The sequence below is a fragment of the Cryobacterium sp. SO1 genome (genome assembly GCF_004210215.2).
Lineage (GTDB): Bacteria > Actinomycetota > Actinomycetes > Actinomycetales > Microbacteriaceae > Cryobacterium.
In genome coordinates, this window is the sequence record NZ_CP067394.1 from 383568 (window position 1) to 410279 (window position 26712).

Sequence of the window (26712 nt, forward strand, 5' to 3'; positions counted from 1 at the left end):
TGCAGAATTATTCCCGGAGCCCCGCTGCCGCGTGATTCCGGCATCCGCTGCTGGCCCCGGACGAAAATCGCCGGAGTTATACGGGGTAGGCGGATTTGGACGGGGGCTGCCGGGTTCGGCCGTTCGGTGCGGGTTCGGTGTGCGTTCGCGCAGAATGTGAGAATTGGTCGCGATCGAGCGTGACGATGCGTGTACTCAGTGCGTCTGAGAGAGGTAGCCCGAATCGGGCGGAGGCCTGAGGCCTCGGAGACGCACTCGTTCCACTCGGCACCATCGTTCGAAGGAGAACCTCATGACGTCAGCACAGAATGAATCCCGCCAGCCGCCTCTGGCGTCCAGTGACACCCGGCCGGTCGCCCACCCCGCCACCAGCGGCCACACCGTCCGTGAGGACGTCGTCGCGAAGCAGAAGGAAGAGTTCGGCGGCATGCGGTTCTTCACCGCCTTCTTCGGCTGGCTCACAGCCACCGGGGCAGCGGTGCTGCTCACCGCCCTGGTAGCGGGCGCCGGCGCCGCTGTTGGGCTCGGCACCCAGGCCGACCCGTCCCAGACGACGGATGCCGCGGCCGAGAACGCCGCGACCGTCGGGCTGATCGGCGCCATCGCCCTCGGCGTCGTCGTCTTCGTGGCGTACTTCTGCGGTGGCTACGTCGCCGGCCGGATGGCACGGTTCAGCGGCGCGAAGCAGGGCATCGCCGTGTGGCTGTGGGCCGTGATCGTTGCCGTGATCCTCGCCATCGTGGGCGCCATCGCGGGCAGCCAGTTCAACATCCTCGCGGACCTGAACAGCTTCCCCCGGATCCCCATCAACGAGGGCGACCTCGCGCTGGGCAGCGTCATCACGGCGGTCGCGATCGCCGTCGTCAGCCTCGGTGGCGCCATCCTCGGCGGTCTCGCCGGCATGCGCTATCACCGCAAGGTCGACAAGGTAGGCCTCGGCCGCTAGCCCACAGCACTCTTGCACCACCCCTGATCCTCAATTCGATCCACCGCCCCACCATCGCCGGGCAACCCGTTCGGCGAGCGAAGAAGGAAGAGAGAAATGACAATGATCAACACCACCAACATCGACTCGCTCATCGGTGCCAACGTCGTCGACACCGAGGGCCGCAAGGTCGGCACCGTCGGCCAGGTGTACCTGGACTCATCTACCAATCAGCCCAGTTGGGTCACGGTCAAAACCGGACTGTTTGGAACCAGCGAATCCTTCGCCCCGCTCGAGAGCGCCGACTGGACCGGCGACGAGTTGCGCGTCGGTTACGACAAGAACTTCGTGAAGGATGCGCCGCGCATCGACACCGACGGCTCGCTGGAGAGCGCCGACGAAGATGCGCTCTACCGGTACTACGGCATCGGCGGGTCGAACGCAGGCCAGGGCACGGCATCCGCCGAAACCCGCACGGATGCCGCCGCTGGCGGCCGCCGCACCGCCGACTATGACAGCACTCGTAACGACACCGCCGACCACGACACGGCCGGCGCGCGCCGCACCGAGGGCTACGACACCTCGGGACCCACCACCGACGATGCGATGACCCGCTCCGAGGAGCAGTTGCGCGTCGGCACGGAGCAGGTCTCCGCGGGTCGTGCCCAGCTGCGCAAGCACGTGGTGACGGAGAACCAGACGGTCACGGTGCCGGTGAGCCACGAAGAGGTCACCCTCGAACGTGAACCCATCACCGACGCCAACCGCGGCGACGCCACCTCCGGCCCCGACCTCAGTGACGAGGAGCACGAAATTCAGCTCACCGCGGAGCGCGTCGTGGTGGAGAAGGAAACCGTTCCGGTGGAGCGGGTGCGCCTGGGCACCGAGACGGTGACCGAAGACCAGCGGGTCTCCGAAGACGTGCGCAAGGAAGAGATCGACTACGACGAGTCGGACATCGACCGCAAGAGCCGCCGCTCCCGCGACGACACCGCCTAGATCCGCACGAAGCATCGGGCCGCGGGGAAGTTCGGCCCCGGGGCCCGGTGTCGCGCCGGGCCCCATGGCCACGGCGGAGACCCTGCGCATCGTGCCAGAAGAGCAGGCGGATGCCGAGGACACCGCGGCCCTGGTCCGCGCCGCCGGCCGCACCGCCCTGCTGCTGCCCGGCGACATCCGCGAGGAGGGGCATTGCATCTTCATCGTGATCCCGGCCACCTCCTGGCCCGACAAACTACCGACCTTCGGTCAGGACATCTCGCTGGGCCGGGCCGGGCAGCCGGCCGAACTGGCGCCCACGTACGTCTTCCTGGCGTCACCGGAGGCGTCCTACATCTCCGGCGCCCTTGTCCCGGTCACCGGCGGCAAAGGTTTTTAACGCCGGAGGGCATCACAGCCGGCAATTGAGTGAGGAGTTAGATCATGGGAAAGCTCGTTTACAACAGTGTCGTCGTCGACTTCGATGACCGTGCGCTTGTGCATCTGCAGATCGTGATCGGCTCCAAACTCCGCCGCGGCGAGAGTTTCTTTCTGTCCTGGCACGAGCCGCCGACCGGCGGCTCCGGTCGGGCGAGCCTGTGGCTGCACCCCAGCATTCCGCTGCACTTCAAGTATGTTGAGGGCGAGGCTCCCAGCATCAACCGAGCCTGGATTGACGCGTTGACTGCGTCGGCCAACAGCGGCCAGGGTCTGGTGCTCAGCACCGAGCCGAGGACGCAGGCTTCCCGGCAGCACCTGCGCGTCGGCTGAGTCGCCGACAGGCTGTCCATGGGGTCGGTGACCGGCCTCGGATCAAGTCGCGGTACGGTTTGGCCGCCACGCCGCGGAAGTTCATGGACTGGAAGAGGTACTGCATCATGGTGCGCATCTCGCCGAACCGTCCCCCGAGGCCTTCCTCAGTGCGTTGGCGGCGACCGGATCCGGCTCAACCCGGGTGATGTCGCTGATGAGCCGTTGCACGTGGAAGTACATGTCGGTCCCGTCAGAGATGGTGCGGAAATGGAAATCGAACGTGGTGGGACAGCCTCACCCGGAATGCGTTAGGGCTTCGAGTCCATTTTTTCGCTCGCGTCCTTACGGATGCGCCGACCGTCGCTGATGTCTGACCGTTCCTTCTCGGCGGCCTTGTCGCTCTTGCGGGTGTCCCGGGGCGGCAGCTGGATATCTTCCTCCGCGGCGATGCCCGCCTGGAGCTGGCGGCCCCTTTCGAGTTCGGCGTCGAACTCGGCACCGAAGAGCAGGGCCAGATTGGCGATCCAGAGCCACAGGAGGAACACGATGACGCCGGCCAGCGACCCGTAGGTTCGGTCGTAGTTGGAGAAGTTGGTGATGTAGAGCCCGAACAGGAACGATGCGATCACCAGGGTGATCAGCGCAAGCAGCGCGCCCAGGCTGATCCAGCGAAACTTGGGCTGCTTGGCGTTCGGAGTGGCGTAATAGAGGATCGCGATGATCAGCACCGCGGCCAGGGCCAGGATCGGCCACTTCGCGATGGACCAGACGATCTGCACGGTCTCGCCGAGTCCGAGGGCGCTACCCACGGCATCCGTGACGGGGCCGGACACGATCAGGATCACGAGCATGAGCAAAATCAGGAGGATGGTGACGATCGTCACGAACAGCTGCATCGGGCGCAGCTTCCAGAACGGCCGGCCCTCTTCGATTTCGTAGATCCGATTCATGGCCCGGCTGAACGCGCCGACGTAGCCGGATGCCGACCAGATGGCCAGCACGATACCGAAGACCAGGGCGAACCCGGCGGACGGCGACGAGCTGAACTGCTCGAGCGGTTCGCGCAGCAGGTCAGCCGTGCCGCCGGGAGCCAGCTGGTTGACGAGGTTGAGGATGGTGTCGACGGACCGCTCTCCCTGGCCGAAAACGCCCAGCAGCGAGATCAACGCAATCAGCGCTGGGAACAGCGCCAGCACGGCGTAGTAGGTCAGCGCCGCCGCGAGATCGGTGCACTGGTCGGCGGTGAATTCGCGCAGAGTCTTTCTCAGCGCGTACTTCCACGACGGCTTGCTCACCTCGCCCGGCGAATCCGGCTTGCGGGGATCGTCGGGCGAGGGAGCGGTGGCGTCCTTCTCGCTGGTGTCGTTGCGGGCCACCGGAACATCTCCTCGTTCTCGTAGTACGGATGGTGCAGGCTCCGCAGTTAGACGGTGCCCTGGCCGGCGTGCTTAGCCGTGTCACGCACCTCGTCGGCGGACGAGGTGGTTTCGGACTTCACGGTATCCGCGGCATCCGTCGCTGTGTCTTTTACGGCGTCGGCGGCGTCGGCGAGGGGCTGCTTGAGGTTCGCGCCCATATCCTTCGCGGCGTCCTTGACCTCGCTCACCAGCGGCTCCGCGGCCTCCTTCACGTTGGCCGCGACCTTCTTCTCGACGGTGCTGGCGGGGAGCAGCGACGACGCCAGCCAGCCGACACCGAACGCGATCAGGCCCACCGCAAGCGGGTTGCCCTTGACCTGGGAGACCGCGTTGTGCGCGCTGCCCGACACGCTGTCAGCCCCTCCGCCGATTGAGTCGCCGACGTCTGAAGCTGTGCCCATGATCTTGTCCTTTGCAGACGTGAAAACGCCTTTGACTTTGTCTTTCTGGCGGTCCATGATCTTGCCTGGCGTGACCTTGTCGGCCAGGGCATCGACGTCGGCGCCCAGGCCCCGACGGGTTTGTTCGATCTGGCTCCGCAGAACCTCGGGGTCGGTGCTGGATGTGTCATACGTGCTCATCGGTTTTCCTCGTTTCGTTTCAATGCGTCAGGAATCTGCTTCAGGGTGTCGACGGTCTCGGGCGCGCCCTTGACGGCCTTCATTTCTTTGCGGCCGAGCACGAAGAGCACCGCGGCCACGATGCCCCAGACGACGGCGACGATCACGGCCGCCCAGGCGATGTCGATGACGTGCCCGAGTCCCCACCAGGTGGCGAAAGACAGGAAGAGCACGGTGAGGTGACCGGCGTAGCCGGCTCCGCCGAGCATCCCGGCTCCCTTGCCGGCGCGGGTGGCTGACTGCCTGACCTCGGCCTTGGCCAGTTCGACCTCCTGGCGCATCAGCACGGAGACGTCGCGGGTGACCTCGCTCAGCAGGTCGCCGAGTGAGGTGTCTGCAGCCTTGCGTTCAGAGGGGGTGGGCAGCTCACTCATTGCGGTTCTCCGTGTACTGCGGGTACTCCGCCGCCAGCGGACTGCCGACGCCGGACGTGGTGGTCGGCGTGGTGGGGGTGTCGAAGGCGGTGTCGATTCCGGTGGTGGCTCCCACGTCGTAGTCGGTGCCGACGCCGGTGGTCGTGGCGGCCGGGGTGCCGGTACCGTTCGAGTCGGTGTCGGAGGAGTCCTTGGCCTCGGCGATGACCGAGCGGGTCAGCCGGCCGGCGACCACGCCAGCGACGGCGGCGATTGCGATGAACATGCCGGGGCTGCGTCGGGCGTAGCCCTTGACCTCGTTGAGGAGGGCCCCCGGGTCGCTCTGGTCGAGCCAGTCGGCGATCCCAGCGGCGCGCGATGCGGCCTGGTGGGCGAGGTCGCTAGCCACGCCCTGGGTGTCAGACTTGTCGGCCATCGAACCGAGTTCGTCGCCGAGGGTGCGGATGCCGGAAGCGACCCGCTTCTGCTGCGCGGCCGCTTGGTCGGCGAGTTCGCCCTGCGTCTGGCGGTAGAGGTCCTTGGCTTGCTGCTTGGTCTCGCTCCCGACCTTGTGCAGCTCGTCCTTGGCGACGCCGGCTACGTGCTGGCCGGCAGCGACCGAAGTGTCCTTCACTTCGGCCGCGCGTTCCTGGGCATCGGGGCCGCTGTCGGACGCCGCGCTGGTGCCAAGGTCAGGGATCCCGGGTGTGATTGTTGGATAGGTGTTCGACATGGCTCTCCTTGAGAAATCGATGTGGGTGAGACGTGGGTGCGACGTCGACCCTCGACGTCTGCCTCGCTATGCAAATACTTTGTGATGGTCACAGGCGGATTTCAAGCACTCTGAGAGAACTCGCGCGGATTGTTTTTTTCCGTGACGATTCAGGAATTTCATCGTCTATTAAGACGACTCGGGCGTCGCTCCGGTGTGGCTGGAGGGGGGTAGCGATGAACCCGCATGGCGGGTATGGTCCGCCGCCTCTTTCTTGGACAAAAGTTCAACGAATCGCGTGACATCGCGTCGGTTTCTCTCGTCTACGAGATAGCCCCGGATGTGTATCCGACGTGCAGCCCCGCTGCCACAGTCGGTCCAACCCGGCACCATCGTTGGAAGGAGAACCTCATGTCGTCAGCGCAGAACGAACCAATGCAGAACCCGTCGGCGCAGAACGCGAACCCTACTCCCGTCGGCACCGAACCTGCCGCCCGCGCGGCGACCAGCGGCCACACAGTGCGCGAAGATGTCGTCGCCAGGGAGAAGAACCAGTTCGGCGGCATGCAGTTCTTCACCGCCTTCTTCGGCTGGCTCACTGCCACAGGGGCGGCGGTGCTGCTCACCGCGCTGGTCGCCGGCGCCGGCGCTGCAGTGGGGCTCGGAAATCAGGCCGACCCCGAACAGGCCACCCAAGCCGCGGCCGAGAATGCCGCGACGGTCGGCCTGATCGGCGCGATCGCCCTGGGCATCGTCGTGTTCGTCGCCGTGGTACTGGCTATCGTGGGCGCGATTGCGGGCAGCCAGTTCAACGTCCTCGCCGACCTGAACAGCTTCCCCCGCATTTCCATCAATGAGGGCGATCTCGCCCTGGGAGGCATCATCACGACCATCGCGATCGCCCTCGTCAGCCTCGGCGGCGCGATCCTCGGCGGTCTCGCCGGCATGCGCTACCACCGCAAGGTCGACAAGGCCGGGCTCGGCCGTTAGCGAACCTCGCACAGCACCCTCGCACCAGCGTGGTCCTCAATCCGATCCACAGCCCCACCATCGCCGGGCAGGTCGTTCGGCGTGTGAAATAGGAAGAGAGAACAGACAATGATCAACACCAACAACATCGATTCCTTCATCGGTGCCGACGTCGTCGACACCGAAGGTCGCAAGGTCGGCACCGTCGGCCAGGTATACCTGGACTCGTCCACCGACCAGCCCACCTGGGTCACGGTCAAGACCGGACTGTTCGGCTCCCGCGAATCCTTCGCTCCGCTCGAGCGTGCCGAGTGGGCCGGCGACGAACTGCGCATCGGCTTCGAGAAGGATGTCGTGAAGGACGCCCCCCGCATTGACACCGACGGCTCGCTGGAGAGCGCCGATGAAAACGCGCTCTACCGGTATTACGGGCTCGGCGGGTCGAGCGCCGGCCAGGGCACCGACCCGACCGGAACCTACGAAGACGCCGGCACTGAGGCCAACGCCGGCACCGACGACGCGATGACCCGATCCGAGGAGCAGATGCGCGTCGGAACCGAGCAGGTGTCCGCCGGCCGCGCCCGGCTGCGCAAGCATGTGGTGACGGAAAACCAGACCGTCACGGTGCCGGTGAGTCGCGAGGAGGTCACCCTCGAGCGCGAGCCCATCACGGACGCCAATCGCGGCAGCGCCACCTCCGGCCCGGACCTCACCGACGACGAGCACGAAGTCCAACTCACCGCGGAACGCGTCGTCGTGGACAAGGAGACTGTTCCGGTGGAGCGGGTTCGCTTGAGCACCGAGACGGTCACCGAAGATCAGCGGGTCTCCGAAGACCTGCGCAAGGAAGAGATCGACTACGACGAGTCAGAGATCGACAGCAAGCGACGCCGCGACCGCGACGACACCGTTTACAGCCGCACCAACCATCGGACCCCGGGGCAGTCCAGCCTCGGGGTCTGGTGCCGGTCGGGCCAGCCGCCGCCGGCAGTCCTTCCCGCGCAGTCTGCCTGTGCCCGGACCCGAAGCGTCGCAACGTTGAAGGTCGGCAACCCCGGGGAGAACCCCTATGAGCACTCAGAGCGGGCGGGGGCGCGGTTCTCGTGCGCACCACGAGGTGGGTGGGCACGATGGTGGTGCCGGGCACGGCTGCGCCGGGCGAGTCGATCTGGCGCAGCGGCTTCTCGATGCAGAGCCGCCCCACCTGGCTGAAGTCCTGGTGCACGGTGGTCAGCGGCGGCCAGAAGGCATCGGCCTCAGGCATGTCGTCGAAGCCCACCACGCTCACGTCGGCCGGCGCCGTATTGGACATTCGGGTAGAGGTTAGGTTAGCCTTACCAATGTTCAAATGCCGCGTGCCTCAGGAGGCTCCCCCCCCAATGATTTTGCAGCGCCCACTCGCAACACTTTCGTTCGTCGCCGTATCCGCTCTGGTTCTCGCCGGCTGCTCATCCACAGACACCGCAGCGGGAACCACCGGTGATGAGGCCGCGGCCGAGTCGGTGTCCTTTTCCTGGGACCGCAACACGGCCGACGAAGACGAAGAAGCCACCTACGAGGCGACCACCGTTGAGGTGCCGACCGACCCGCAGAACATCGTCGTGTTCGACATGGCCAGCCTGGACACGATCGGCGCGCTCGGCGGCGAGATCGCCGGCGCACCACTGGATTCGGTGCCCGATTATCTGCAGGCGTATCTGGCCGATGACGCGTTCAACGTCGGTACCCTCTTCGAGGCCGACCTGATTGAAATCGAGGCGCAGCAGCCCGACCTCATCGTCATCGGCGGGCGCTCGGCGGCGCTCTATGACGACCTCAGCCAGATCGCGCCCACGGTCGATCTGAGCATTAGTGGGTCCTTCCTCGAGACCCTCGAGCGCAACACCGAGTTTCTCGGTGAGGTGCTCGGCGCTCAGAACGAGGCCGCGACCGCCCTCGCCGACCTCGAGGCGGGCATCGCCGACGCGCAGGCCGTCACGGCGGATGCCGGCACCGGCCTGGGCCTGATGGTCTCCGGCGGCAAGCTCAACGCCATGGCCCCCTCGGGCGACGACGCCACCGGGCGAAACGCCCGTGGTGGCCTCATCTACGACGTCTTCGGCGTCACGCCGGTCGTCGAGGACATCGAGTCGGCCACGCACGGCGAGCCGGTCTCGTCCGAGTTCCTGCTCGAGCAGAACCCGGACTACCTCTGGGTCGTCGACCGTGACGCCGCCACCGGCACCGAGGATGCCCAAGCGGCCGCGGCCGTTCTTGACAACGAGATCGTCAAGCAGACCACCGCGGCAGAGCAAGACCAGATCGTCTCCCTCAACCCCACGGCCTGGTACATCGTGTTCGGTGGGCTCACCACCACCCAGCTGATGATCGACGACGTTCTGCAGATCGCCGAGTGACGCCCGGGCGCATCCGGCTGAACACGCAGTGACTGACCTTCTCACCCGCCGCACCCCCACCCCCGTGCCCGCCCGTCCGTGGCGCACCGGGGTGGGGGTGCTCATCGGCGCCCTGCTCGTGATCCTCTGTGTCGCAAGCCTGTTCATCGGAGTCTCCGATGTCTCGCCGCTGGCCCTGATCACCGGGGGACCGGGCAGCGACGCGGCCTTCCTGCTCGTGACCAGCCGCATCCCGCGCACCGTCGCCGTACTCCTGGCCGGCGCGTCGCTGGGCATCGCCGGCCTGATCATGCAGATGCTGGTGCGCAACCGTTTCGTCGAACCCGGCACCACCGGTGTCACCGAGTTCGCCACCCTCGGCATGCTGATCAGCACCGTTTTCTGGCCCGGGATGCCGGTGGTGGGCAAGATGGCCGTCGCCGCGGTGTTCGGCCTGCTGGGCACCTGGGTGTTCCTCCGGGTCGTGCGCGCGGTGCCCGTGCGCCAGCTGGTGCTCGTGCCGCTGGTGGGCATCATGCTGGGCGGCGTCGTCGGCTCAGTCACGGTGTTCTTCGCCTATCGCCTCGACCTGCTGCAGTCGCTCGGCCAGTGGTCGCAGGGCAGTTTCGCGCAGGTCATGCAGGGCCGCTACGAGTTCGTCTGGATCGCCGGCGCCATGGTGGTGGTGGCGTGGTTCGCCGCCGACCGGTTCAGCGTCATCGGCATGGGCGAGGACTTCGCCACCAACCTCGGCCTGGACTACCGCCGGGTCGTAGCGCTCGGAATGGTGATCGTGGCGCTCATCACCGCGTCGGTGCTGGTCACCTCCGGGGTGATCCCGTTCCTCGGCCTCGTGGTGCCCAATGTGGTCAGCCTGATCATCGGCGACAACGCTCGTCGGTCCATCCCGTGGATCGCCGGCCTCGGCGCCATCTTCGTGCTCGCCTGCGACATCATCGCCAGGGTCGTGCGCTTCCCCTATGAGATCCCGCTGTCGGTCATCGTCGGCATCATCGGCGCCGCCGTGTTCCTCTGGCTGCTGCTGCGAAGGAGGGGTCGTGCTCACTGACACCGCCCCCGCCCCCGGCCGCCTCCGCCGGCCCGGGCGGCTCGCCGGTCTCTGGGCCCGCCCCGGCGTGCGGTTGGCCCTGCTCGCGGTCGCGGCGCTGGCGCTCGTGGCCGTCTACTTCTTCACGGATGTGCCCGGGTCGGTGGCCTTCGCACTCAGAATCCGCAGCCTCACCGTGATCGCCATGGTGCTGGTCGCCGCCGCGGTCGGCGTGTCCACGGTGGTCTTCCACACCATCACCCAGAACCGCATCCTCACCCCGTCGATCATGGGTTTCGACGCCTTCTACGTGCTCATCTCCACGGTGATCGTGTTCTTCTTCGGGTCGGCATCGTTCCTCGGCGCCGATCCGCTCACCCTGTGGGCGGTGCAGGTGCTGGTGATGGTGGCTTTCAGTGTGGTTCTGTTCAGCTGGCTGTTCGGCGGCAAACGCCGCTCGTTGCACCTGATGCTGTTGGTCGGCATCGTGCTGGGCACGTTCTTTCGCAGCTTCACCGAGTGGATGCAGCGGATGCTCGATCCGCTGGACTTCCAGGTGCTCTCCGATGCGATGTTCGCCTCGCTCAGCCGCCCCGACGAGACACTGCTGCTGCTCACCGGCGTGATCGTGGTGCTCGCGTGCGTCGCCGTCTGGCCGATGCTGGGCATCCTCGATGTGCTCACCCTGGGGGAGCCCGCCGCCGTGGGGCTGGGGGTGAACCACCGGCGCACGGTGCTGATGCTCTTCACCATCGTGTCGGTGATGATCGCCGCCTCAACGGCCCTGGTCGGGCCGATCCTGTTCTTCGGGCTGATCGTGGCGAACCTCGCCTACTCCTACGCCGGCACCTTCCTGCACCGGTGGACGCTGCCGATGGCCGTGCTGATCGGCGTGATCTGTCTGCTCGGCGGCCAGATCGTCCTCGAGCGGGTCTTCTCCCTCGGCGGCAGCCTCTCGATGATCATCGAGTTCGCCGGCGGCCTCTTCTTCCTCTATCTGGTTCTGCGAAAGGGGGCACGATGATCGTGCTCGATGGCGTGACCAAACGCTACAACTCCCAGACGGTGCTCGACGACGTGAGCATCTCGTTCGGTGCCGAGGGGGTGACGGCGCTGATCGGGCCCAACGGCGCGGGCAAGTCCACCCTCTTCGGGGTCGTCGGGCGCCTCATCCGCCCCGAGCTCGGCAGCGTCACGGTAGACGGCCTGGATGTGACCGCGGCCCGCTCGAGCGACCTGGCCACCACCCTCGCCGTGCTGCGGCAAGACAACCACATCGCCGCCCGCCTCACCGTGCACGATCTGGTCGAGTTCGGCCGCTTCCCGCATTCGAAGGGCCGCCTCACCGTGACCGACCGCGACCACGTGGAGCGGGCCATCGCCTACCTCGAGCTCGACGACTATCGGCACCGGTTCCTCGACGAGCTCTCCGGTGGGCAACGGCAGCGCGCGTTCATCGCGATGGTGCTCGCGCAGGACACCAAGTATGTGTTGCTGGATGAACCTCTGAACAACCTCGATCTGCGTCACATGACCGAGATCATGAAGCTGTTGCGGCGCATGGCCGACGAGCTCGGCAAGCGCGTCATCGTGGTGCTGCACGACATCAACTTCGCCGCCACCTACTCCGACCGCATCGTCGCCATGCGCGACGGCCGGGTCGTGGCGGATGCCCCGGCCGGCGAGATCATGCGGCCAGACGTTCTCGAGGCGGTCTACGACACCAAGGTCGACGTGCGCGAGATCGACGGCCGCCCGGTGGCCCTGTACTACTCCTAACCGCACCCCGCCGTCCCGTAACTGTTCCCGAATCGGACTAGTGCACCCGGTGCGCGGGGCGCACTAGTCCGATTCGGGCACAGTTGTGCCGCATCCGGCGCGCCACACGACCGCTGTGCCGAGCGGATGCCGCATCCCGTGCCAGGAACAGCCGCCCTGTGCACGACCCACCCGGTGTGTCGGTGGCACCAAGTACGATTGACCTCGTGGTTACCGCCCTGTATCGCCGTTACCGGCCAGAGACTTTTGCCGAAATGATCGGTCAGTCTCAGGTGACCGACCCGCTCATGACCGCCCTGCGCACCAACCGGGTCAATCATGCCTACCTCTTCAGCGGACCCCGCGGCTGTGGCAAGACCACCTCCGCGCGCATCCTGGCCCGCTGCCTCAACTGCGCCGAGGGTCCCACCGACACCCCGTGCGGCGTGTGCCCCAGCTGTGTCGAGCTTTCCCGCGACGGCAGCGGCTCCCTCGACGTGGTCGAGATCGACGCGGCCAGCCACAACGGTGTCGACGACGCCCGCGACATCCGCGAGCGCGCCATCTTCGCGCCGGCCCGCGACCGCTACAAGATCTTCATCCTCGACGAAGCGCACATGGTCACCCCGCAGGGCTTCAATGCTCTCCTGAAGATCGTCGAAGAACCGCCGGAACACGTGAAGTTCATCTTCGCCACAACCGAGCCCGAGAAGGTCATCGGCACCATCCGCTCGCGCACCCACCACTACCCGTTCCGCCTGGTGCCGCCGGCGCCCATGCTCGACTACGTGCAGACCCTCTGCGACAGCGAGCACATGACCGTGGCCCCCGGCGTGCTGCCGCTCGTGGTGCGCGCCGGTGGCGGTTCGCCCCGCGACACGCTGTCGCTGCTCGACCAGCTCATGGCCGGTTCCGAGACCGACGCCATCGAGTACGAGCGGGCCGTGGCCCTGCTCGGCTACACGCACGCCACCCTGCTCGACGACGCCGTCGACGCCATCGCCGCCCGCAACTCCTCGGCCGCGTTCGACGCCGTCGACCGGGTCATCCAGACCGGCCAGGACCCGCGCCGCTTCGTCGAAGACCTGCTCGAGCGCATGCGCGACCTCATCATCGTGGCCGCAACCAGTGCTGCCGGCGCCGCCGCGGTGCTCCGCGGCGTGCCGCAAGACGAGCTCGACCGCATGCAGGTGCAGGCGAGCAAGTTCGGCCCCGCCGAGCTGAGCCGCAGCGCCGACATCCTCAACGCCGCCCTCACCGAGATGACGGGCGCCACCTCGCCACGCCTGCACCTCGAGCTGATGATCGCCCGTGTTCTCATCCCCGCCACCGACGACAGCACCCGCGGCGCCCTCGCCCGCGTCGAACGTCTCGAGCGCCGCATCGGCGTCGACGGTGGCAGCACGGATGCGTCCACTGCGACCGTATCCGCCGCTTCGGCTGGCGCTGCTTCGGGTGGCGCCGCTTCGGCGACTCGACCGCCTGCCGCGACCTCGGCCGGCCGGCCGGCCGCCGCGTCGGCGGCCAGTCCCGCGGGCGACGCCGCTGCCGCCGCGGCAGTTCCAGCCGGTTCGGGCTGGGCCACTCGCGTGCCCGGATCCCCGGCTGCCACCCCGGCCGAGACCCCCGCCGGTGCGGCCGCCGGTGCCACCACGTCCTCCGACGCCGCCGGGGTGAGCGCACCAACCGCAGCGCCAGGCGCCACCCCGGCAGCGCCCGTTGCGGGCGCCACCGAAGCCGCCGCTGAGACCGCGCCGATTGTTACCCCCGTTGTTCCCGTCGGGCCGGTCAGCCTGGCGCAGATCAAGGATGCCTGGCCGCAGATCCTCGAGGCCGTCAAGGAGGTCAAGCTCAGCGCCTGGCTCGTGGTCTACACCGCGCGAGTGCTCGAGCTGCGTGGCGAAGACGTTCTTGTGCTGTCCTTCCCCAGCGAGCAGGACATGCAGGGCTTCAAGGCTCAGCAGGCTCCCGGTCAGGGTGTCAGTGAGTTCCTCCGCGGCGCCATCGTGAAGGTGCTCGGCCTGCGAGTGAAGTTCATCGCCCGCGCCGACTCCGAGACGTTCGCCGCCGCGGGCGCCGGCCACTCCGCTGGCGGAGCTCCTGCCGGCCAGACTGTGAGTGCCGACGCGTCACCGGCTGCCCGACCAGCGGGCTCCGGTGCCCCGTCGACGGCCCCGGTCGGCGGCCCCGGCGCGAACTCTTCCGGACCCTCCGCCGATGCCTCGGCTCCCTCCGGGTCAGGTCGGGCCGGCTCGGCTCCCGCCGACTCGCTTACATCGGGCGTTTCCGCACCGAGCCCCGCCGCAGCCGACGCCACGTCGTCCGCCGAGTCCGCGTTCGGCAGCTACGCCGGCAGCGGATCGCCCAGCAACGCCCCTTCCGGCGCGGGTGCAGGCTCTGCCACATCGGGAGCGGCTACCGCGACGGCAACCCGCTCGGCCACCGCCACCCTCTCGCCGCCGGCCACTTCCACCGGATGGGCCACCGTCGTCATCCCCGGATCCGCCGCCGCCCTGGCTGCCGCGGAAACCCTGGCCGACGAGCCAGTGGTGGCGCCGCCGACCGACGGTGCGGCCGTCTCCGTTGGAGCTCCGGCCGCGGCCCCGGCCACCAGCGCTGCCGCCGCCCCCAGCGCAGCGCTCGACGTTCCGGCGTCGTCAGCACCCACCGCTGCTCCGCAGGCGTCGGCTCCGTCGGCCCCGGGCTACGACTTTGCGCCCGAACCCGACTTCGAACCGCCGTTCGATGAAGAACCGCCGCCATACGACGACCTCCCGCCGGACCCGCAGCACTTCACCACACCCGTGGATCCGGCTCGCGGCGGCCGCCCGAACCGTCAGCAGCCCTCGGCGCCACAGCAGCCTCGAGCCCAGCAGGCGTCTGACCAGGCACCGACTGCCGGGGCGTCCGCACCCGGCGCGCCAGCCGCATCCGCCCCCGCCAGCCAGCGCGGCGCGCCCGCGCGGCGGTCGCCCGCGTTCGCCGAGAAGCAGCGCTACGGTGAGGCCGTGGTGCGGGAGATCCTCGGCGCCACCTTCATCGAGGAGCAGCCGCACGACCCGATCTCGCGACAGAGGAACGACAACTAAATGTACGAAGGCATCGTTCAGGAACTCATCGATGAGCTCGGTCGTCTGCCCGGCATCGGCCCGAAGTCGGCGCAGCGCATCGCGTTCCACATTCTGCAGACCAAGAATTTCGACGTGACCCACCTGGCGAACGTGCTGCTAGAGGTGCGCGACAAGGTCAAGTTCTGCGAGATCTGCGGCAACGTCTCCGAGCAGGATACCTGCATGATCTGCCGCGACCCGCGCCGCAACCCCACCTCGATCTGCGTGGTCGAAGAGGCCAAGGACGTCGTCGCAATCGAACGCACCCGCGAGTTCAAGGGCCTCTACCATGTGCTCGGCGGGGCGATCAGCCCCATCGACGGCATCGGTCCCGACGACCTGCGCATCCGCCAGCTGATGACCCGCCTGGCCGACAACACCGTGCAGGAGGTGATCATCGCCACCGACCCCAACCTCGAGGGCGAGGCCACCGCCACCTACCTGTCGCGCCTGCTCACCACCTTGGACATCAAGGTCAGCCGCCTGGCCTCCGGCCTGCCCGTCGGCGGCGACCTCGAGTACGCCGACGAGGTCACCCTCGGCCGTGCCTTCGAGGGCCGCCGAACCGTCACCAGCTAGCCCCGCCCCTACCCGCCCGGCGCCACCCCTTCATCCCGCCGAGCACATCCGCATGACTTGCCCGTTTTCGCTAGTTGAGGTGGCTCCGCACTAGCGAAAGTGGGCCACCCACGCGAACGGCTGTCGCGGTGGGGCGAGAGAGACAGCGCGCAGCGTCACATGAACGACCGAGAATACGAACGCATTTAGGATGGGAGCGCGGGATGTCTCCGCGTACCCGGAAGCCAGGAGTGCCCACGTGAGCCTGATCGTGCAGAAGTTCGGCGGATCATCCGTTGCCGACGCCGAGAGCATCAAACGCGTCGCCAAGCGCATCGTCGACACCAAGAAGGCCGGCAACGACATCGTCGTGGCCGTCTCCGCGATGGGCGACTCCACCGACGAACTGCTCGACCTCGCCCACGAGGTCACCCCGATCCCGGCGCCCCGCGAGCTCGACATGCTCCTCACCGCCGGTGAGCGCATCTCGATGGCGCTGCTCGCCATGGCGATCAAGAGCATGGGCTACGATGCCCGCTCGTTCACCGGCAGCCAGGCCGGCATGATCACCGATGCCCAGCACGGCGCCGCCCGCATCATCGACGTCACCCCCGGCCGGCTCCGCGACGCGCTCGACGAGGGCGCCATCGTCATCGTCGCCGGCTTCCAGGGCTTCAACCGCGACACCAAGGACATCACCACCCTCGGCCGCGGCGGCTCCGACACCACCGCCGTCGCCCTTGCCGCTGCCCTCGGCGCCGACATCTGCGAGATCTACACGGATGTCGACGGCATCTTCACCGCCGACCCCCGCGTGGTGCCGAAGGCGCACAAACTCGACCGGGTGTCCAGCGAAGAGATGCTCGAGCTCGCCGCCGCCGGCGCCAAGGTGCTCTACATTCGCGCGGTGGAATACGCCCGCCGGCACGGAGTCACCCTGCACGTGCGGTCGTCGTTCAACAACAACACCGGCACCATTGTCTACAACGCGGGCGCCACCAGCCCCTACGCCGCCGCACTATCGAATGGAGAGCCAGTGGAAGAGCCCATCATCGCGGGGGTCGCCGCCGACCTCAGCGAGGCCAAGGTCACCGTCGTCGGCGTCCCCGACATCCCCGGCAAGGCCGCGGAGATCTTCAAGATCGTCGCCAAGACCAACGCGAACGTCGACATGATCGTGCAGAACGTGTCCGCCGCATCCACCGGATTGACCGACATCTCGTTCACCCTGCCCAAGTCCGAGGGTCAGCAGGTGCTGACCGCGCTCACCAACGAGCAGCAGAACGTGGGCTTCGCCGGGCTGCAGTACGACGACCAGATCGGCAAGCTGGCCCTGGTCGGCGCCGGGATGCGCACCAACACCGGCGTCTCCGCCAAGCTGTTCGAGGCGCTGTTCGAGGCCGGCATCAACATCGAGATGATCTCCACCAGCGAGATCCGCATCTCGGTCGTCACCCGCGCCGACACCATCAATCAGGCCCTGCGCGTGGTGCACACCGCCTTCGGTCTCGACGGCGACGGCGAAGCCGTCGTGCACGGCGGCACCGGCCGCTAACCCGGCCCTGCCGCCCCGCGCGGCAGCGCCCGCCCGCCCGGCGGCCAACTGTTCCCCGAGCGGACAATTGCACCCGGTGCGCCGGGACCATTTGTCCGCATCGGGAACACTTGCTCGTCTCGAGCGGCCCCGCCCGCCGCCCGCCCCAGACATCCGGCCAGCCACCACCGGGCATAACTCCTGCATTTTCTGCCAAAAACTCCCGTTCCGGCCCGATTCGGCCTCGTTCGGGGAGAATTGCAAGAGTTATGCGTCGACCGGCACGAGACCTCCCCGCACGAGACCAGAATGAGTAAGGAACACACAGTGACCAGCACCGCAGCCACCGCAGCACCCACCCGCGCGGGAATCAACATCGGCGTCGTCGGCGCCACCGGCCAGGTCGGCGCTGTCGTGCGTCGCCTGCTGGAGGAGCGCGACTTCCCGGTCGCCGGCATCCGCTACTTCGCCTCGGCGCGCTCGGCCGGCACCACCCTCCCGTTCAAGCACGAACAGATCGTCGTCGAGGACGCCTCCACAGCCGACCCCACCGGCCTCGACGTTGCCATCTTCTCCGCCGGCGCCACTCTCTCCAGGGCGCAGGCTCCCCGCTTCGCCTCGGCCGGCGTCACCGTGGTCGACAACTCGTCGGGCTGGCGGATGGACCCCGACGTGCCGCTGGTGGTCAGCGAGGTCAACCCGGAAGCCATCGACCAGGCCGTCAAGGGCATCATCGCGAACCCCAACTGCACCACCATGGCCGCCATGCCGGTGCTCAAGGTGCTGCACGACGAGGCCGGCCTCGAACGCCTCATCGTGAGCACCTACCAGGCGGTCTCCGGCAGCGGCCTGGCCGGCGCGCAGGAACTGGCCAGCCAGATCCGCGCCGCCGCGAGCGACGACAACCTCTTCCAGCTGGTGCACGACGGCTCCTCGGTGAGCATGCCGGCGCCCACCGTCTACAAGCGCCCGATCGCGTTCGACGTCATCCCCCTGGCCGGATCGATCGTCGACGACGGACTGTTCGAGACCGACGAAGAGAAGAAGCTCCGCAACGAGAGCCGCAAGATCCTCCAGCTGCCCGAGCTTCTTGTCAGCGGCACCTGTGTGCGCGTACCGGTGTTCACCGGCCATTCGCTGTCGATCAACGTCGAGTTCGGCAAGCCCATCTCGGTAGCCCGCGCCACCGAGCTGCTCAGCGACGCCCCCGGCGTGCAGCTCACCGACATCCCCACGCCGCTGCAGGCCGCCGGTGCCGACCCGAGCTTCGTGGGCCGCATCCGTCAGGACCCGGGTGTGCCGAACGGTCGCGGGTTGGCGCTGTTCATCAGCAACGACAACCTGCGCAAGGGGGCCGCGCTCAACGCCGTGCAGATCGCCGAGCTCATCGCCGCGAAACTCACCGCCAAAACTCGCGTCGGATAGTTGCCGCGAGACGCGCAGCCCTCGTCCGCTCCAGTAGTGTCAGACCTTGTGGAGACCATAAAGGGGGCAACGGCCGTGGGCCGGGTGGCATTCGCGATCTTCGCGGCGACCGGGCTGATTTTCATCGGCTTCGCGCTGACGAAGTTGGTGCTGGGCGGCAACGCTGAACACCTCTTCATTGCGCTGATGGCGGTGGCCTGCGCCGGCACCATCGACATCGTCCGGCTGCGGCTGGGCACGGTGCCCCACCGCAGCCCGGTGGTCAGCATGCCGATCCTGGTCGTGCTGGCCCTCGAGCCGGTCCTCGACACGCCCACAGCGGTCGGCCTGGTCTGCCTGGGTGTTCTCATCGAGGTGTGGCTGCGAGCCCGCCGCTCCGAGGTCGCGCTCTACGCGGCAGGCCTCACCGGTGCCGGCGGTGCCGCCTTCTTCGGCGCCCACGATGGGATGCACGCCCTCGACTCCGGCGACCCCGGGGCCTCGGCCGTCGGCGCCATCGCCTACCTCGTCACGGTCATCGCACTGGAGGCACTCCGCCGCCGGTTCGACCGCCCCCACGTCGACATCGGCGCCGGTCGGCACTACTCGGCGCTCCGGGTGGTTCTGATCGGCGGCGGCTACACCGGCCTCTGTGCGCTGATCGCCGCCTGGACGCATCCGTTCTTCGACCTGAGCACCGACACCCTGGCCGTGGCCGTCACCCTCGTGCCGCTCGCCGTCGTCGGCACCGGCGCGATCCTGATCGTGCGGGCCACGGCCATGCGTCGTCGCCTGGCCGGCGTGGTCGACGGGGTCATCGACCTCAACGCCACGAACCAGTTCGTCACAACCGGTGGGCTGGCCACCCCCATCACCATCGCCCCGGCCGGCACCAGCACCGACCTGGCCACCGTGCTCCTCCGCGCCGTGCACGACACCGTCGGCGTCGAGTCCGCCGGTGTGCGCCACGATCCGGCCGGACACGGCGAGATCGACACCCCGCTGGCGATCAGCGCGCTCGGCGGCCAGTACCTGGTGGCCCGCCGCGACGTGATGGACTACCCGTTCACCCGGGACGACCGCCGCGCCCTCGAAGCCCTCGCCCACACCGCCGACGTGGTCTTCACCGCCAGGGAAAGCATCGGCGGCCTCACCATCCGGGCCAACACCGACCCGCTCACCGGCCTGCCCAACTACGGCGCCTTCCAGGACGCCCTCGCCAACATCAACGACCACCGCGACTACTCCGAGGCGCTGGCCGTGCTGTTCATCGACCTCGACGACTTCAAACGGATGAACGACCGGTACGGCCACCAGGCCGGCGACGAGATCCTCAGCGAACTCGGCCGCCGGCTCAGCGCCGTCATCCGCCCCTACGACGTCGTCGCCAGGGTCGGCGGCGACGAGTTCGTCGTCATCCTCACCCGGCTGTCGTCCCTGGCCGAGGCCAAGCTGCTCGCCGAACGCATCATGGAGGCCACCGGTGAGCCCCTCGCGGTCAGCGGCACCGTGCTCAACCCGATCCTCAGCATCGGCCTGGCCTACTCCGCGCACCGCGAAACGGATGTCAACCAGCTGCTGCGTGACGCCGACCGCAGCATGCTCGCGATCAAGAAGTCCCGCCGCCGCGGCGGCCCGGCCAACGAGAGCAGCATCAACATCTCCGGGCACCGCTCGTCGCAGATGAACGACATCGTCGCCCGCGCCATCGACGAAGACCTGCTCGAACTGGCCTTCCAGCCCATCGTGAGCCTGGTCACCGGTCAGATCTGGGCCTTCGAGGCCCTCGTGCGCTACACCGACCCCGAGCTCGGCCCGCTATCACCGCCGTCGCTGGTGGAGAAGGCCAAGAGCCTCGGCCGGCTCGACGCGCTCACCCGCCAGGTGGCGCTCAAGGCGATGGCCGCCGCTGCGGACTTCCGGTTGATCGAACCAAGGATCGTGTGCATGACCATCAACGTCGAGGCCGGCCAGATCCTGCCGCAGCGGATCGGCGGATTCGTCGAAGACCTCGCGAACCGCTACCCGGGCATCTCGCTCTGTCTCGAACTCAACGAACGCTCAGTCGCCCGGGTGTCCACCGCGGTGCGCGCCCAGGCCGACCACCTTCGCGACATCGGCATCATGATCGCCCTCGACGACTACGGCTCCCAGGACTCCTCGGTCGACGCGCTCGTGCGGATGCCGATGGACATCCTCAAGATCGACAAGAGCCTCGTCGACGACCTCGACGACGTGCGCCAGCGTGAGGTGCTCACCGCACTGCAGGGCTTCGGCGACAACCTCGAGTATTCGATGATCGTGGAGGGCGTGGAGAACGAGGCCATGGCCACCCACCTGTCCGCGCTGGGCATCCGCAGCGCCCAGGGGTTCCATTACGGCGTGCCGCGCAGTTTTGAGAAGACTCTCGCCCGACTCGAAGAGTTCGGTGCCGACGCCGTGCTGCCCGTGCGCGCCGCGTCTGAGCTTTCGCTGTAAACGCTAGGGTCGCAGTATGGTCGAGCAGAGTCTGAGGGCGCCGCGGGTGGGCGTGCGCGAGCGTGTCGAACGCTCCGTGTTCCTCTCCCAGCTGCTCCTGGCCGCGGCCACGCTGCTGCTCGTGGCGGTCACGGTGGCCAACGATCCGGCCATGTTCGTGGAGCCGCTGTACTTCCTCGGCGTCATGATCATCTTCGGCACCACCGGGCTGGCTGCGGCCGTACCCTGGCGGCGGCTGCCCAAGGTCTACATTGTGGTGCTCCCTCTTCTCGACATCGTCGGCCTTGCCCTGGCGCGCGAGGCGCAGCCGCAGCTGGGCGTGAGCTTCCTGCTGGTGTTCCCGGTGATCTGGATGTCCACCCACTTCGGCCAGGCCGGTGCCACCGGCAGCGTCATTTTCGCCACCCTGCTTCTCTGGGCCGGGCTGCCGCTGAAGTTTTTCAACGACCCGCTCAACGCCACCGGCTACGCCACCTCTCAGGCGCCGCTGCTGGCCGTCGTGACGATCATGCTGGCCTTCGTGGCCTCCGTCACCTATACCTCCAACCGGCGGGCGCTGGCCCAGCGGGTGCTGCTCACCCAGCAGGCCGGGTTGTTCGAGGCGGCCCTGCAACGTTCCCGGCGCCAGGAGCAGACCCTCGACGAGATCTTCAACACCGTCGACTTCGGCGTGGTCGGGTACGACGGCGACGGCCGGGTCAACTTCGTCAACCGGGCCCAGCGCTCCATGCTCACCCGGTTCGGCGTCAGCGACGGCGTCGGCCTGGCCGGCATCGTCTTCAAGGAAGACGGTGTCACCCCCTTCGACGGTCCCGACCGGCCCACCGAACGGGCGATCCGCGGTGAGACGGTGGACCGGGTCACGGTGTGGCTGGGTTCGCCCGACCAGCAGCAGGCCGCCGTGCTCGTCTCGGCCCGGCCCATCCGCGACCATGCCGGCCGCTACGACGGCGGCGTCATGGTGACCCGCGACGTGACTGCCGAAGTGCGCGCGGTGCAGGCCAGGGACGACCTCGTCGCCTCGGTCTCGCACGAGCTGCGCACCCCGCTCACCTCCATCCTGGGCTACCTCGAACTGGCCCTCGACGACGAGAGAGTCGACCCGGACACCCGCCGGATGCTCGAGATCGCGTCGAAGAACTCCGACCGGCTCCTCGAGATCGTCTCGGGCCTGCTCACCGCGGCCAGCGAGTCCAAGGAGGGGCTGGCTCTCAACGTCGCCGCCTGCGACCTGTCCACTGTCCTCATGGATGCCGTCGAGTCGGCCGAGCCGCTCGCCGCGCAACGCGACATCCGGTTCGAAATCGCCGAACTGCCGCCGGTCACGGTCATCGCGGATGCGTTCCGGCTGCGCCAGGTGATCGACAACATCTTCTCCAATGCGATCAAGTACAACGTGGAATCCGGCAAGGTCAGCGTCACCGTGCACGAGGTGTCCTGCGGCATCGAAGTGCGGGTCGCCGACACCGGCCGGGGCATGAGCGAAGAGGAACAGGGCAACCTCTTCGACAGGTTCTATCGGGCCGACTCGGTGCGGGGTTCCAGCGTGCACGGCACGGGACTGGGCCTGAGCATCAGCCGGGACATCATGCGCGAACACGGTGGCGATCTGCGCCTGGAGTCGACCAAAGGCAAGGGGACGACGGCAATCGCCACGCTCCCGGTGAACAGAGGCTGAGCGTGCCAGAGCACGCTCGGCGGGGGACAGAATGCAATTAGACGGACCCACCCTGCAGATGATCAGTGGGTTGATCGTGATCCTGTGCGGGGTCTCGTTCATCTTCAATACCGCGCTGAACCGCAACGACCCCCCGGGCCGTTTGTGGAGCCTCGCGTTCGTGGCGGGCATCATGGTCGCCGTCGGCTACGGCGTCTACCTGGTCAGCGACGAGGCGTGGTGGTCGATCACCGTCGCCAACGCCTCCCTGGTGGTGACCGTGGGTGCGCTCTGGTCGGGCAGCCGCGTTTACAACGGCCGCAGCTCGGGCTTCGCCGTTGTCGGCGGCCTCGCGTTGGTCGTGGCCGTCATCACCCTGATCCCCGGCGCGGATGGCGGCGAATGGGCCGGAGCCGGCCCGCTCTGGCTGATCGTGGCGCTGATGGGCGCCCTGGGCGGCACCGAGGCGCTCCGCGGCCGGTTGCGCCGCAACGTCAACGGGCGGATCTTCTCGATCGTGCTCTTCATCGCGGCCCTGTTCTACTCCGGCCGTGCCATCGCCTTCATCACGGATGGCGTCGACAGCGCCACCTTCACCACGTACTTCAGCTCCGGCACCACGTCGATCCTCAACATGGGCCTCATCGTCACCGCCTGCATCGCCACGTCGATCCTGCGCGCCGAACGCGTCGGCAGCAACGCCGTCGGCGACATCACCGTTGGCATCCACTCGGCAGCCGGCGTGCTGTCGGGCACGTCGTTTTCGCAGGCGGCCACCGACCACCTGCAGCGCGGCGAACGTGCCGAACTCGGGCTGGCCGTGATCGGTGCCGACATCGACAACCTCCCCGAGATCAACACGGCCTTCGGCCGCGTCGCCGGCGACGACGCCATCGCCCGCTTCGCCGACACCCTCCGCGGCAGCGCGCCACTGATGTCGCTGATCGGGCACCCCGCCGCCGGCCGCTTCTACGTGCTGGCCGCGGTCGGCTCAGCCACCGAGGCGCTCACGATCGTGCAGCGGATGCAGAACGCCCTCGTCGACGGACCGCTGGGGGAGTCGTACCAGATCCGGCTCACCGCGAGCTTCGGCATCGCGGACACCTTCGACCACGGCTACGACCTCGACGAGCTCAGCACGGCCGCCGGCCAGTCCATCGAGGTCGTCAAGCGCCGCGGCGGCAACGACATCGCCGTCACGACCGAGCCCGCCCCCGCCCGCGACCTCTAGTCCCGCGCCCCGCCCCTTCGCGAACCGTGAGTTAAGCCCCCAAAAACGCAAGTCTTGGGTTCTTAAGTCACAGTTCGCGAGGGTAGGTTCGCGAGACCAGGGCTACGGAACGATGGCGATCGTGATCTGGTCGCTGGCGGTCTGCTTCGCGAACGAGGTCGCCGTCGGCGTCGTCTGGATGAGCAGCTCGTAGGTGAACGACAGGGTGACGCTGGTGGCCGCGGGGTCGATGGCCGACATCACGTAGGTCTGGCCGTAGCTGTATGGCGCTTTCATGAGGTAGCCGGGGGCCAGGGTGGACTGGTCCACGAACGTTGCGGGCGGCTCCAGCGGGCCCGTGGGCCCGGTGACGGCCGTTACGACGGTCATCGTGGACAGGAAGACGTCCTGGCCGTCGTCGGTGCCGAGCGTGGCGCTGAGCGAGAAGCTCACGGGCTTGTTCGCGGCCGCGGTCCACTTGCCCATGTTCAGGGTCGAGGAGTAGTCCACGGTCAGCGCCGCATCCCCGGCCGTGAGCTGGTGCCGGGTCGAGCCGGTGGCCAGGTCGTTCGCGATCGCCGTGATGGTCGCTTGTGCCGTGGGGGTGGCGGATGCGCCCGCATTCAGGTCCGCCCACGGCGCCTGCCCGCACGCGGAAAGGGTCAGCGTGAGCCCGGCGGCACAGGTGAGGGCTGCCAGGCGGGTGCGGATTGACGTCGGCATGGGATCCCCCGATTTGCTCTGTGCGAGCGACTGCTGCGCTGATCTTGAGTTTATCTTGTGAAAACCTTGACTTGATTGGGGGTCAAACCGTGTGTCGGCCTGCCAGAGTGGATTTTGTGAACGAGAGAAACAATTACGCCAAGATCATCCCGGTCGTCGACCCGGTGGCCGATGCCTATGCCAACGAGTTCAACTCGATGGTGCAGGGCCTACCGTCGTCCCGTCCCATGGTCGGCTGTATCGTTCCCGCGTACAACGAGGCCGACTCCATCGGCGGTGTCCTCGAGTCGCTCCTGGCCCAGACCCGGCTGCCCGACGTCATCCACGTGGTGGTCAACAACACCACCGACGACACCGTCAAGATCGCCAGCAAGTTCGCCGGCCCGCACGAGGTCGTCACCGAGGGCGTCATGCAGTTCACCGAGGTGTTCGTGCACGACATCGGCGAGAACCCCGACAAGAAGGTCGGCGCGCTCAACTACGGCTTCTCGCTCATCGAGGGCTGTGACTTCCTGCTCGGCGTCGACGGTGACACCACCGCCTCGCCGAACGCCGTGGAGCAGCTCGAGGCCGAAATCTCCTCGGACACCCGGGTCGGCGGCATCTCGGCGATCTACAGCATCGACGACACCGTGATCAACGGCATCATCCCCAGCTTCCTCATCGCCGGCCAGCGCGCCCAGTTCGCCGCGTTCAACATGCAGAACATGCTCCGCGGCCGCAACATGGCCGTGCTCGGCGGCCAGTTCTCGATCTTCTCCATCAAGGCCCTGCGCGAGGTGATGGTCGACAGCCACCAGGCCACGCCATGGGTGAAGGACAGCGAGGTGGAGGACTCCCTGCTCTCGCTGCAGATCAAGAGCGCCGGCTACCTCACCAAGATCAGCGCCCAGGCCCGCGCCAACGTGGGCGGCATGACCACCCTCCGCGGCCTGGATGCCCAACAGGTCAAGTGGAACTTCGGCGCCATCGAGCTCATGTGGCCCGGTCAGCGCGGCGACACCAAGGGCCAGCCCTTCCACCCCAACCTGCGGCTGCGCTGGCTCGAGAACTTCTCCATGATCGTCAACGTGCTCACCCGGGTTATGTTCTTCATCCTGCTGTTCGCGTCGCTGTCGATCAACGCGTTCGTGTTCAGCCCGATCTGGCTGGTCCCGCCGATCGTGGCGCTGCTGCTGAACCTGCGCACGGCACTGTCGATGAAGAATCGCAACGGCAAAGACATCTTCTTCGCCATCGGCTTCATCCCCGCCGAGATCTACATGTGGGTGCGCATCGGCCACTTCGTGCGGGCCTGGACCAAGTTCGCCAGCAACAAGCAGGTCGACAATTGGGCGGAGCAGGCCAAGGCCGAGCGCGGCTCAGGCAACGCCCACCTCGTGCCCCTCCTAGTGGGGCTCGCCGCCGCGGCGGCAATGGTGTTCATCTGGATGCAACTGCCCATCGTGATCCAGTCCACCATCCTGTGGATCGGATGGCCGATCCTTGGAGTGACCACAGTGCTGCAGACCCTGACCATGTTCTTCACCCTGATCAAGCGCCACCGCGGCTACAAGGTTTGAGCGCCCACATCGAAGCCACCGCGTTGCGCGCGCTGCTGACCCAGGTAGGCGGCGACCATGACCTGCAGCGCCGTTTTGTGCACGACTTCGTGCACCTGTGGCACAGCCGGTCCCAGCGCCTGGCCGCGGCATTGGGCGCGCAGTACCCGAACGCCGAAGAAGCCCACGTGGTGTTGCTGAGCATCCGCTCGAGCAGCACCATGGTGGGGGCGATCACGGTGGAGGCCACCGCCGCCATGATGCACGATGCCCTGCGCGACGGCGACATCCCCGGCTCGATGCGTCACATCAGGCGCCTCAACGAGGTCGGCGAGCAGGCCTGCGCCGACCTCGCCACCATGTTCGCGCTGCAGCGCTGACGCCTCCCGTTGCCGCGCGTCGCCGCACCCCCTGTGCACCACCGCACCTCGGGTGGGTCGGCGCGCCTGCACTAGGAGGGCGCTGAATATTAGGGGTCCAGTTGCCTCGGCGAGTTCTTCGAGTGTTTTTTTGCTCCGCTGTGGGGCTTTGTGCGGTCGACTGAGCGATCGGCCACGATGGTGGGATCTCGCGTCGGGGCTGATCGAT

The 26712-nt window shown here is 67.6% G+C and carries 23 protein-coding genes and 3 pseudogenes; 19 read left to right on the forward strand and 7 right to left on the reverse strand.

Annotated elements, in window-relative coordinates; genetic code table 11:
* The first annotated feature begins 292 nt into the window (after window positions 1-292).
* The 4 genes and pseudogenes from BJQ95_RS01870 (at window position 293) to BJQ95_RS01885 (ending at window position 2674) form a co-directional block, all read left to right on the forward strand.
* Window positions 293-946, forward strand: a complete 654-nt coding sequence (locus BJQ95_RS01870; RefSeq protein ID WP_205750063.1) for a hypothetical protein — start codon at window positions 293-295, stop codon at window positions 944-946.
* Window positions 947-1042: 96 nt separating this feature from the next.
* Entirely contained in the window at window positions 1043-1924 is an 882-nt protein-coding gene (locus BJQ95_RS01875; protein ID WP_370688359.1) for a DUF2382 domain-containing protein, read from the forward strand.
* Between the two features lie 205 nt (window positions 1925-2129).
* Window positions 2130-2303, forward strand: a pseudogene (locus BJQ95_RS01880) (SDR family oxidoreductase); the annotation flags it as partial.
* A gap of 44 nt (window positions 2304-2347) precedes the next feature.
* Window positions 2348-2674: an ATP-dependent DNA ligase gene (locus BJQ95_RS01885; protein ID WP_130176876.1), complete on the forward strand. Its 327-nt coding sequence runs from the start codon at window positions 2348-2350 to the stop codon at window positions 2672-2674.
* A 34-nt stretch (window positions 2675-2708) separates the two neighbouring features.
* Here BJQ95_RS01885 and BJQ95_RS01890 read toward each other — a convergent pair.
* From BJQ95_RS01890 to BJQ95_RS01910, 5 genes and pseudogenes are all read right to left on the reverse strand, one after another.
* Window positions 2709-2896: pseudogene (locus BJQ95_RS01890) on the reverse strand (manganese catalase family protein); the annotation flags it as partial.
* 68 nt (window positions 2897-2964) lie between these two features.
* Window positions 2965-4032, reverse strand: a complete 1068-nt coding sequence (locus BJQ95_RS01895; RefSeq protein WP_130176875.1) for a YihY/virulence factor BrkB family protein — start codon at window positions 4030-4032, stop codon at window positions 2965-2967.
* Between the two features lie 47 nt (window positions 4033-4079).
* Window positions 4080-4655: a DUF3618 domain-containing protein gene (locus BJQ95_RS01900; RefSeq protein ID WP_130176874.1), complete on the reverse strand. Its 576-nt coding sequence runs from the start codon at window positions 4653-4655 to the stop codon at window positions 4080-4082.
* Window positions 4652-5068 carry a phage holin family protein gene (locus BJQ95_RS01905; protein WP_130176873.1) on the reverse strand — a complete coding sequence of 139 codons (417 nt, stop codon included), beginning with the start codon at window positions 5066-5068 and terminating at the stop codon, window positions 4652-4654. The genes BJQ95_RS01900 and BJQ95_RS01905 overlap by 4 nt, the downstream gene beginning before the upstream one ends.
* On the reverse strand, window positions 5061-5780 hold the full coding sequence (locus tag BJQ95_RS01910) for a hypothetical protein (protein WP_130176872.1): 720 nt from the start codon (window positions 5778-5780) through the stop codon (window positions 5061-5063). Before BJQ95_RS01910 ends, BJQ95_RS01905 begins: the two co-directional genes overlap by 8 nt.
* A 390-nt stretch (window positions 5781-6170) precedes the next feature.
* Between BJQ95_RS01910 and BJQ95_RS01915 the strand changes: the two genes are divergently transcribed.
* Window positions 6171-6749 (forward strand): hypothetical protein, encoded by a 579-nt coding sequence (locus BJQ95_RS01915; RefSeq protein WP_130176871.1) that lies wholly within the window; start codon window positions 6171-6173, stop codon window positions 6747-6749.
* Between the two features lie 108 nt (window positions 6750-6857).
* A complete protein-coding gene (locus BJQ95_RS01920; protein WP_370688360.1) occupies window positions 6858-7940 on the forward strand; it encodes a DUF2382 domain-containing protein in 1083 nt (360 codons plus the stop codon).
* Here the strand turns inward: BJQ95_RS01920 and BJQ95_RS19460 are convergent.
* Window positions 7894-8040, reverse strand: a pseudogene (locus BJQ95_RS19460) (substrate-binding domain-containing protein); the annotation flags it as partial. The gene BJQ95_RS01920 and the pseudogene BJQ95_RS19460 sit on opposite strands and share 47 nt — an antisense overlap.
* A 67-nt stretch (window positions 8041-8107) precedes the next feature.
* Between BJQ95_RS19460 and BJQ95_RS01930 the strand changes: the two are divergent.
* The 11 genes from BJQ95_RS01930 to BJQ95_RS01980 all read left to right on the forward strand — a co-directional run bounded on the left by BJQ95_RS01930 (window position 8108) and on the right by BJQ95_RS01980 (window position 23881).
* Window positions 8108-9124 carry a siderophore ABC transporter substrate-binding protein gene (locus BJQ95_RS01930; RefSeq protein ID WP_130176870.1) on the forward strand — a complete coding sequence of 339 codons (1017 nt, stop codon included), beginning with the start codon at window positions 8108-8110 and terminating at the stop codon, window positions 9122-9124.
* Window positions 9125-9152: 28 nt separating this feature from the next.
* On the forward strand, window positions 9153-10172 hold the full coding sequence (locus tag BJQ95_RS01935) for an ABC transporter permease (protein ID WP_256041492.1): 1020 nt from the start codon (window positions 9153-9155) through the stop codon (window positions 10170-10172).
* A complete protein-coding gene (locus BJQ95_RS01940) occupies window positions 10162-11175 on the forward strand; it encodes an iron chelate uptake ABC transporter family permease subunit (RefSeq protein ID WP_240694721.1) in 1014 nt (337 codons plus the stop codon). Before BJQ95_RS01935 ends, BJQ95_RS01940 begins: the two co-directional genes overlap by 11 nt.
* Window positions 11172-11930 (forward strand): ABC transporter ATP-binding protein, encoded by a 759-nt coding sequence (locus BJQ95_RS01945; RefSeq protein WP_130177569.1) that lies wholly within the window; start codon window positions 11172-11174, stop codon window positions 11928-11930. The genes BJQ95_RS01940 and BJQ95_RS01945 overlap by 4 nt, the downstream gene beginning before the upstream one ends.
* A 254-nt stretch (window positions 11931-12184) precedes the next feature.
* Window positions 12185-14998, forward strand: coding sequence for a DNA polymerase III subunit gamma and tau (locus BJQ95_RS01950; protein WP_240694720.1), 2814 nt, complete (start codon window positions 12185-12187; stop codon window positions 14996-14998).
* The gene (gene recR, locus BJQ95_RS01955) at window positions 14999-15598 is read left to right on the forward strand and encodes a recombination mediator RecR (RefSeq protein ID WP_088455142.1); all 600 of its coding nucleotides are present in this window, start codon (window positions 14999-15001) and stop codon (window positions 15596-15598) included.
* Between the two features lie 238 nt (window positions 15599-15836).
* The gene (locus tag BJQ95_RS01960) at window positions 15837-17132 is read left to right on the forward strand and encodes an aspartate kinase (protein WP_130178150.1); all 1296 of its coding nucleotides are present in this window, start codon (window positions 15837-15839) and stop codon (window positions 17130-17132) included.
* A 306-nt stretch (window positions 17133-17438) separates the two neighbouring features.
* Window positions 17439-18536 carry an aspartate-semialdehyde dehydrogenase gene (locus tag BJQ95_RS01965; protein ID WP_370688361.1) on the forward strand — a complete coding sequence of 366 codons (1098 nt, stop codon included), beginning with the start codon at window positions 17439-17441 and terminating at the stop codon, window positions 18534-18536.
* Between the two features lie 36 nt (window positions 18537-18572).
* Window positions 18573-20993, forward strand: a complete 2421-nt coding sequence (locus tag BJQ95_RS01970) for a bifunctional diguanylate cyclase/phosphodiesterase (protein ID WP_130178175.1) — start codon at window positions 18573-18575, stop codon at window positions 20991-20993.
* A gap of 16 nt (window positions 20994-21009) precedes the next feature.
* Window positions 21010-22671, forward strand: coding sequence for a cell wall metabolism sensor histidine kinase WalK (locus BJQ95_RS01975; protein ID WP_130178174.1), 1662 nt, complete (start codon window positions 21010-21012; stop codon window positions 22669-22671).
* Between the two features lie 31 nt (window positions 22672-22702).
* On the forward strand, window positions 22703-23881 hold the full coding sequence (locus BJQ95_RS01980) for a GGDEF domain-containing protein (protein WP_256041493.1): 1179 nt from the start codon (window positions 22703-22705) through the stop codon (window positions 23879-23881).
* Window positions 23882-23983: 102 nt separating this feature from the next.
* On the opposite strand, the gene BJQ95_RS01985 is transcribed toward BJQ95_RS01980, so the two are convergent.
* Window positions 23984-24583, reverse strand: a complete 600-nt coding sequence (locus tag BJQ95_RS01985) for a hypothetical protein (protein ID WP_130178780.1) — start codon at window positions 24581-24583, stop codon at window positions 23984-23986.
* A gap of 116 nt (window positions 24584-24699) precedes the next feature.
* On the opposite strand from BJQ95_RS01985, the gene BJQ95_RS01990 reads away from it, so the two are divergent.
* Complete coding sequence (locus tag BJQ95_RS01990) at window positions 24700-26145, forward strand: glycosyltransferase family 2 protein (protein WP_240694881.1); 1446 nt, start codon at window positions 24700-24702, stop codon at window positions 26143-26145.
* Window positions 26142-26504: a hypothetical protein gene (locus BJQ95_RS01995; RefSeq protein ID WP_130178779.1), complete on the forward strand. Its 363-nt coding sequence runs from the start codon at window positions 26142-26144 to the stop codon at window positions 26502-26504. The genes BJQ95_RS01990 and BJQ95_RS01995 overlap by 4 nt, the downstream gene beginning before the upstream one ends.
* Window positions 26505-26712 lie beyond the last annotated feature (208 nt).

What these genes read in the sequence shown, in the direction of transcription:
- BJQ95_RS01885 (WP_130176876.1), top strand. Translation starts at nt 2,348, where the DNA reads ATGGGAAAGCTCGTTTACAACAGTGTCGTCGTCGACTTCGATGACCGT.
- BJQ95_RS01945 (WP_130177569.1), top strand. Translation starts at nt 11,172, where the DNA reads ATGATCGTGCTCGATGGCGTGACCAAACGCTACAACTCCCAGACGGTG.
- BJQ95_RS01920 (WP_370688360.1), top strand. Translation starts at nt 6,858, where the DNA reads ATGATCAACACCAACAACATCGATTCCTTCATCGGTGCCGACGTCGTC.
- BJQ95_RS01975 (WP_130178174.1), top strand. Translation starts at nt 21,010, where the DNA reads ATGGTCGAGCAGAGTCTGAGGGCGCCGCGGGTGGGCGTGCGCGAGCGT.
- BJQ95_RS01905 (WP_130176873.1), bottom strand. Translation starts at nt 5,068, where the DNA reads ATGAGTGAGCTGCCCACCCCCTCTGAACGCAAGGCTGCAGACACCTCA.
- BJQ95_RS01950 (WP_240694720.1), top strand. Translation starts at nt 12,185, where the DNA reads ATGATCGGTCAGTCTCAGGTGACCGACCCGCTCATGACCGCCCTGCGC.
- BJQ95_RS01900 (WP_130176874.1), bottom strand. Translation starts at nt 4,655, where the DNA reads ATGAGCACGTATGACACATCCAGCACCGACCCCGAGGTTCTGCGGAGC.
- BJQ95_RS01930 (WP_130176870.1), top strand. Translation starts at nt 8,108, where the DNA reads ATGATTTTGCAGCGCCCACTCGCAACACTTTCGTTCGTCGCCGTATCC.
- BJQ95_RS01875 (WP_370688359.1), top strand. Translation starts at nt 1,043, where the DNA reads ATGACAATGATCAACACCACCAACATCGACTCGCTCATCGGTGCCAAC.
- BJQ95_RS01870 (WP_205750063.1), top strand. Translation starts at nt 293, where the DNA reads ATGACGTCAGCACAGAATGAATCCCGCCAGCCGCCTCTGGCGTCCAGT.
- recR (WP_088455142.1), top strand. Translation starts at nt 14,999, where the DNA reads ATGTACGAAGGCATCGTTCAGGAACTCATCGATGAGCTCGGTCGTCTG.
- BJQ95_RS01910 (WP_130176872.1), bottom strand. Translation starts at nt 5,780, where the DNA reads ATGTCGAACACCTATCCAACAATCACACCCGGGATCCCTGACCTTGGC.
- BJQ95_RS01985 (WP_130178780.1), bottom strand. Translation starts at nt 24,583, where the DNA reads ATGCCGACGTCAATCCGCACCCGCCTGGCAGCCCTCACCTGTGCCGCC.
- BJQ95_RS01915 (WP_130176871.1), top strand. Translation starts at nt 6,171, where the DNA reads ATGTCGTCAGCGCAGAACGAACCAATGCAGAACCCGTCGGCGCAGAAC.
- BJQ95_RS01980 (WP_256041493.1), top strand. Translation starts at nt 22,703, where the DNA reads ATGCAATTAGACGGACCCACCCTGCAGATGATCAGTGGGTTGATCGTG.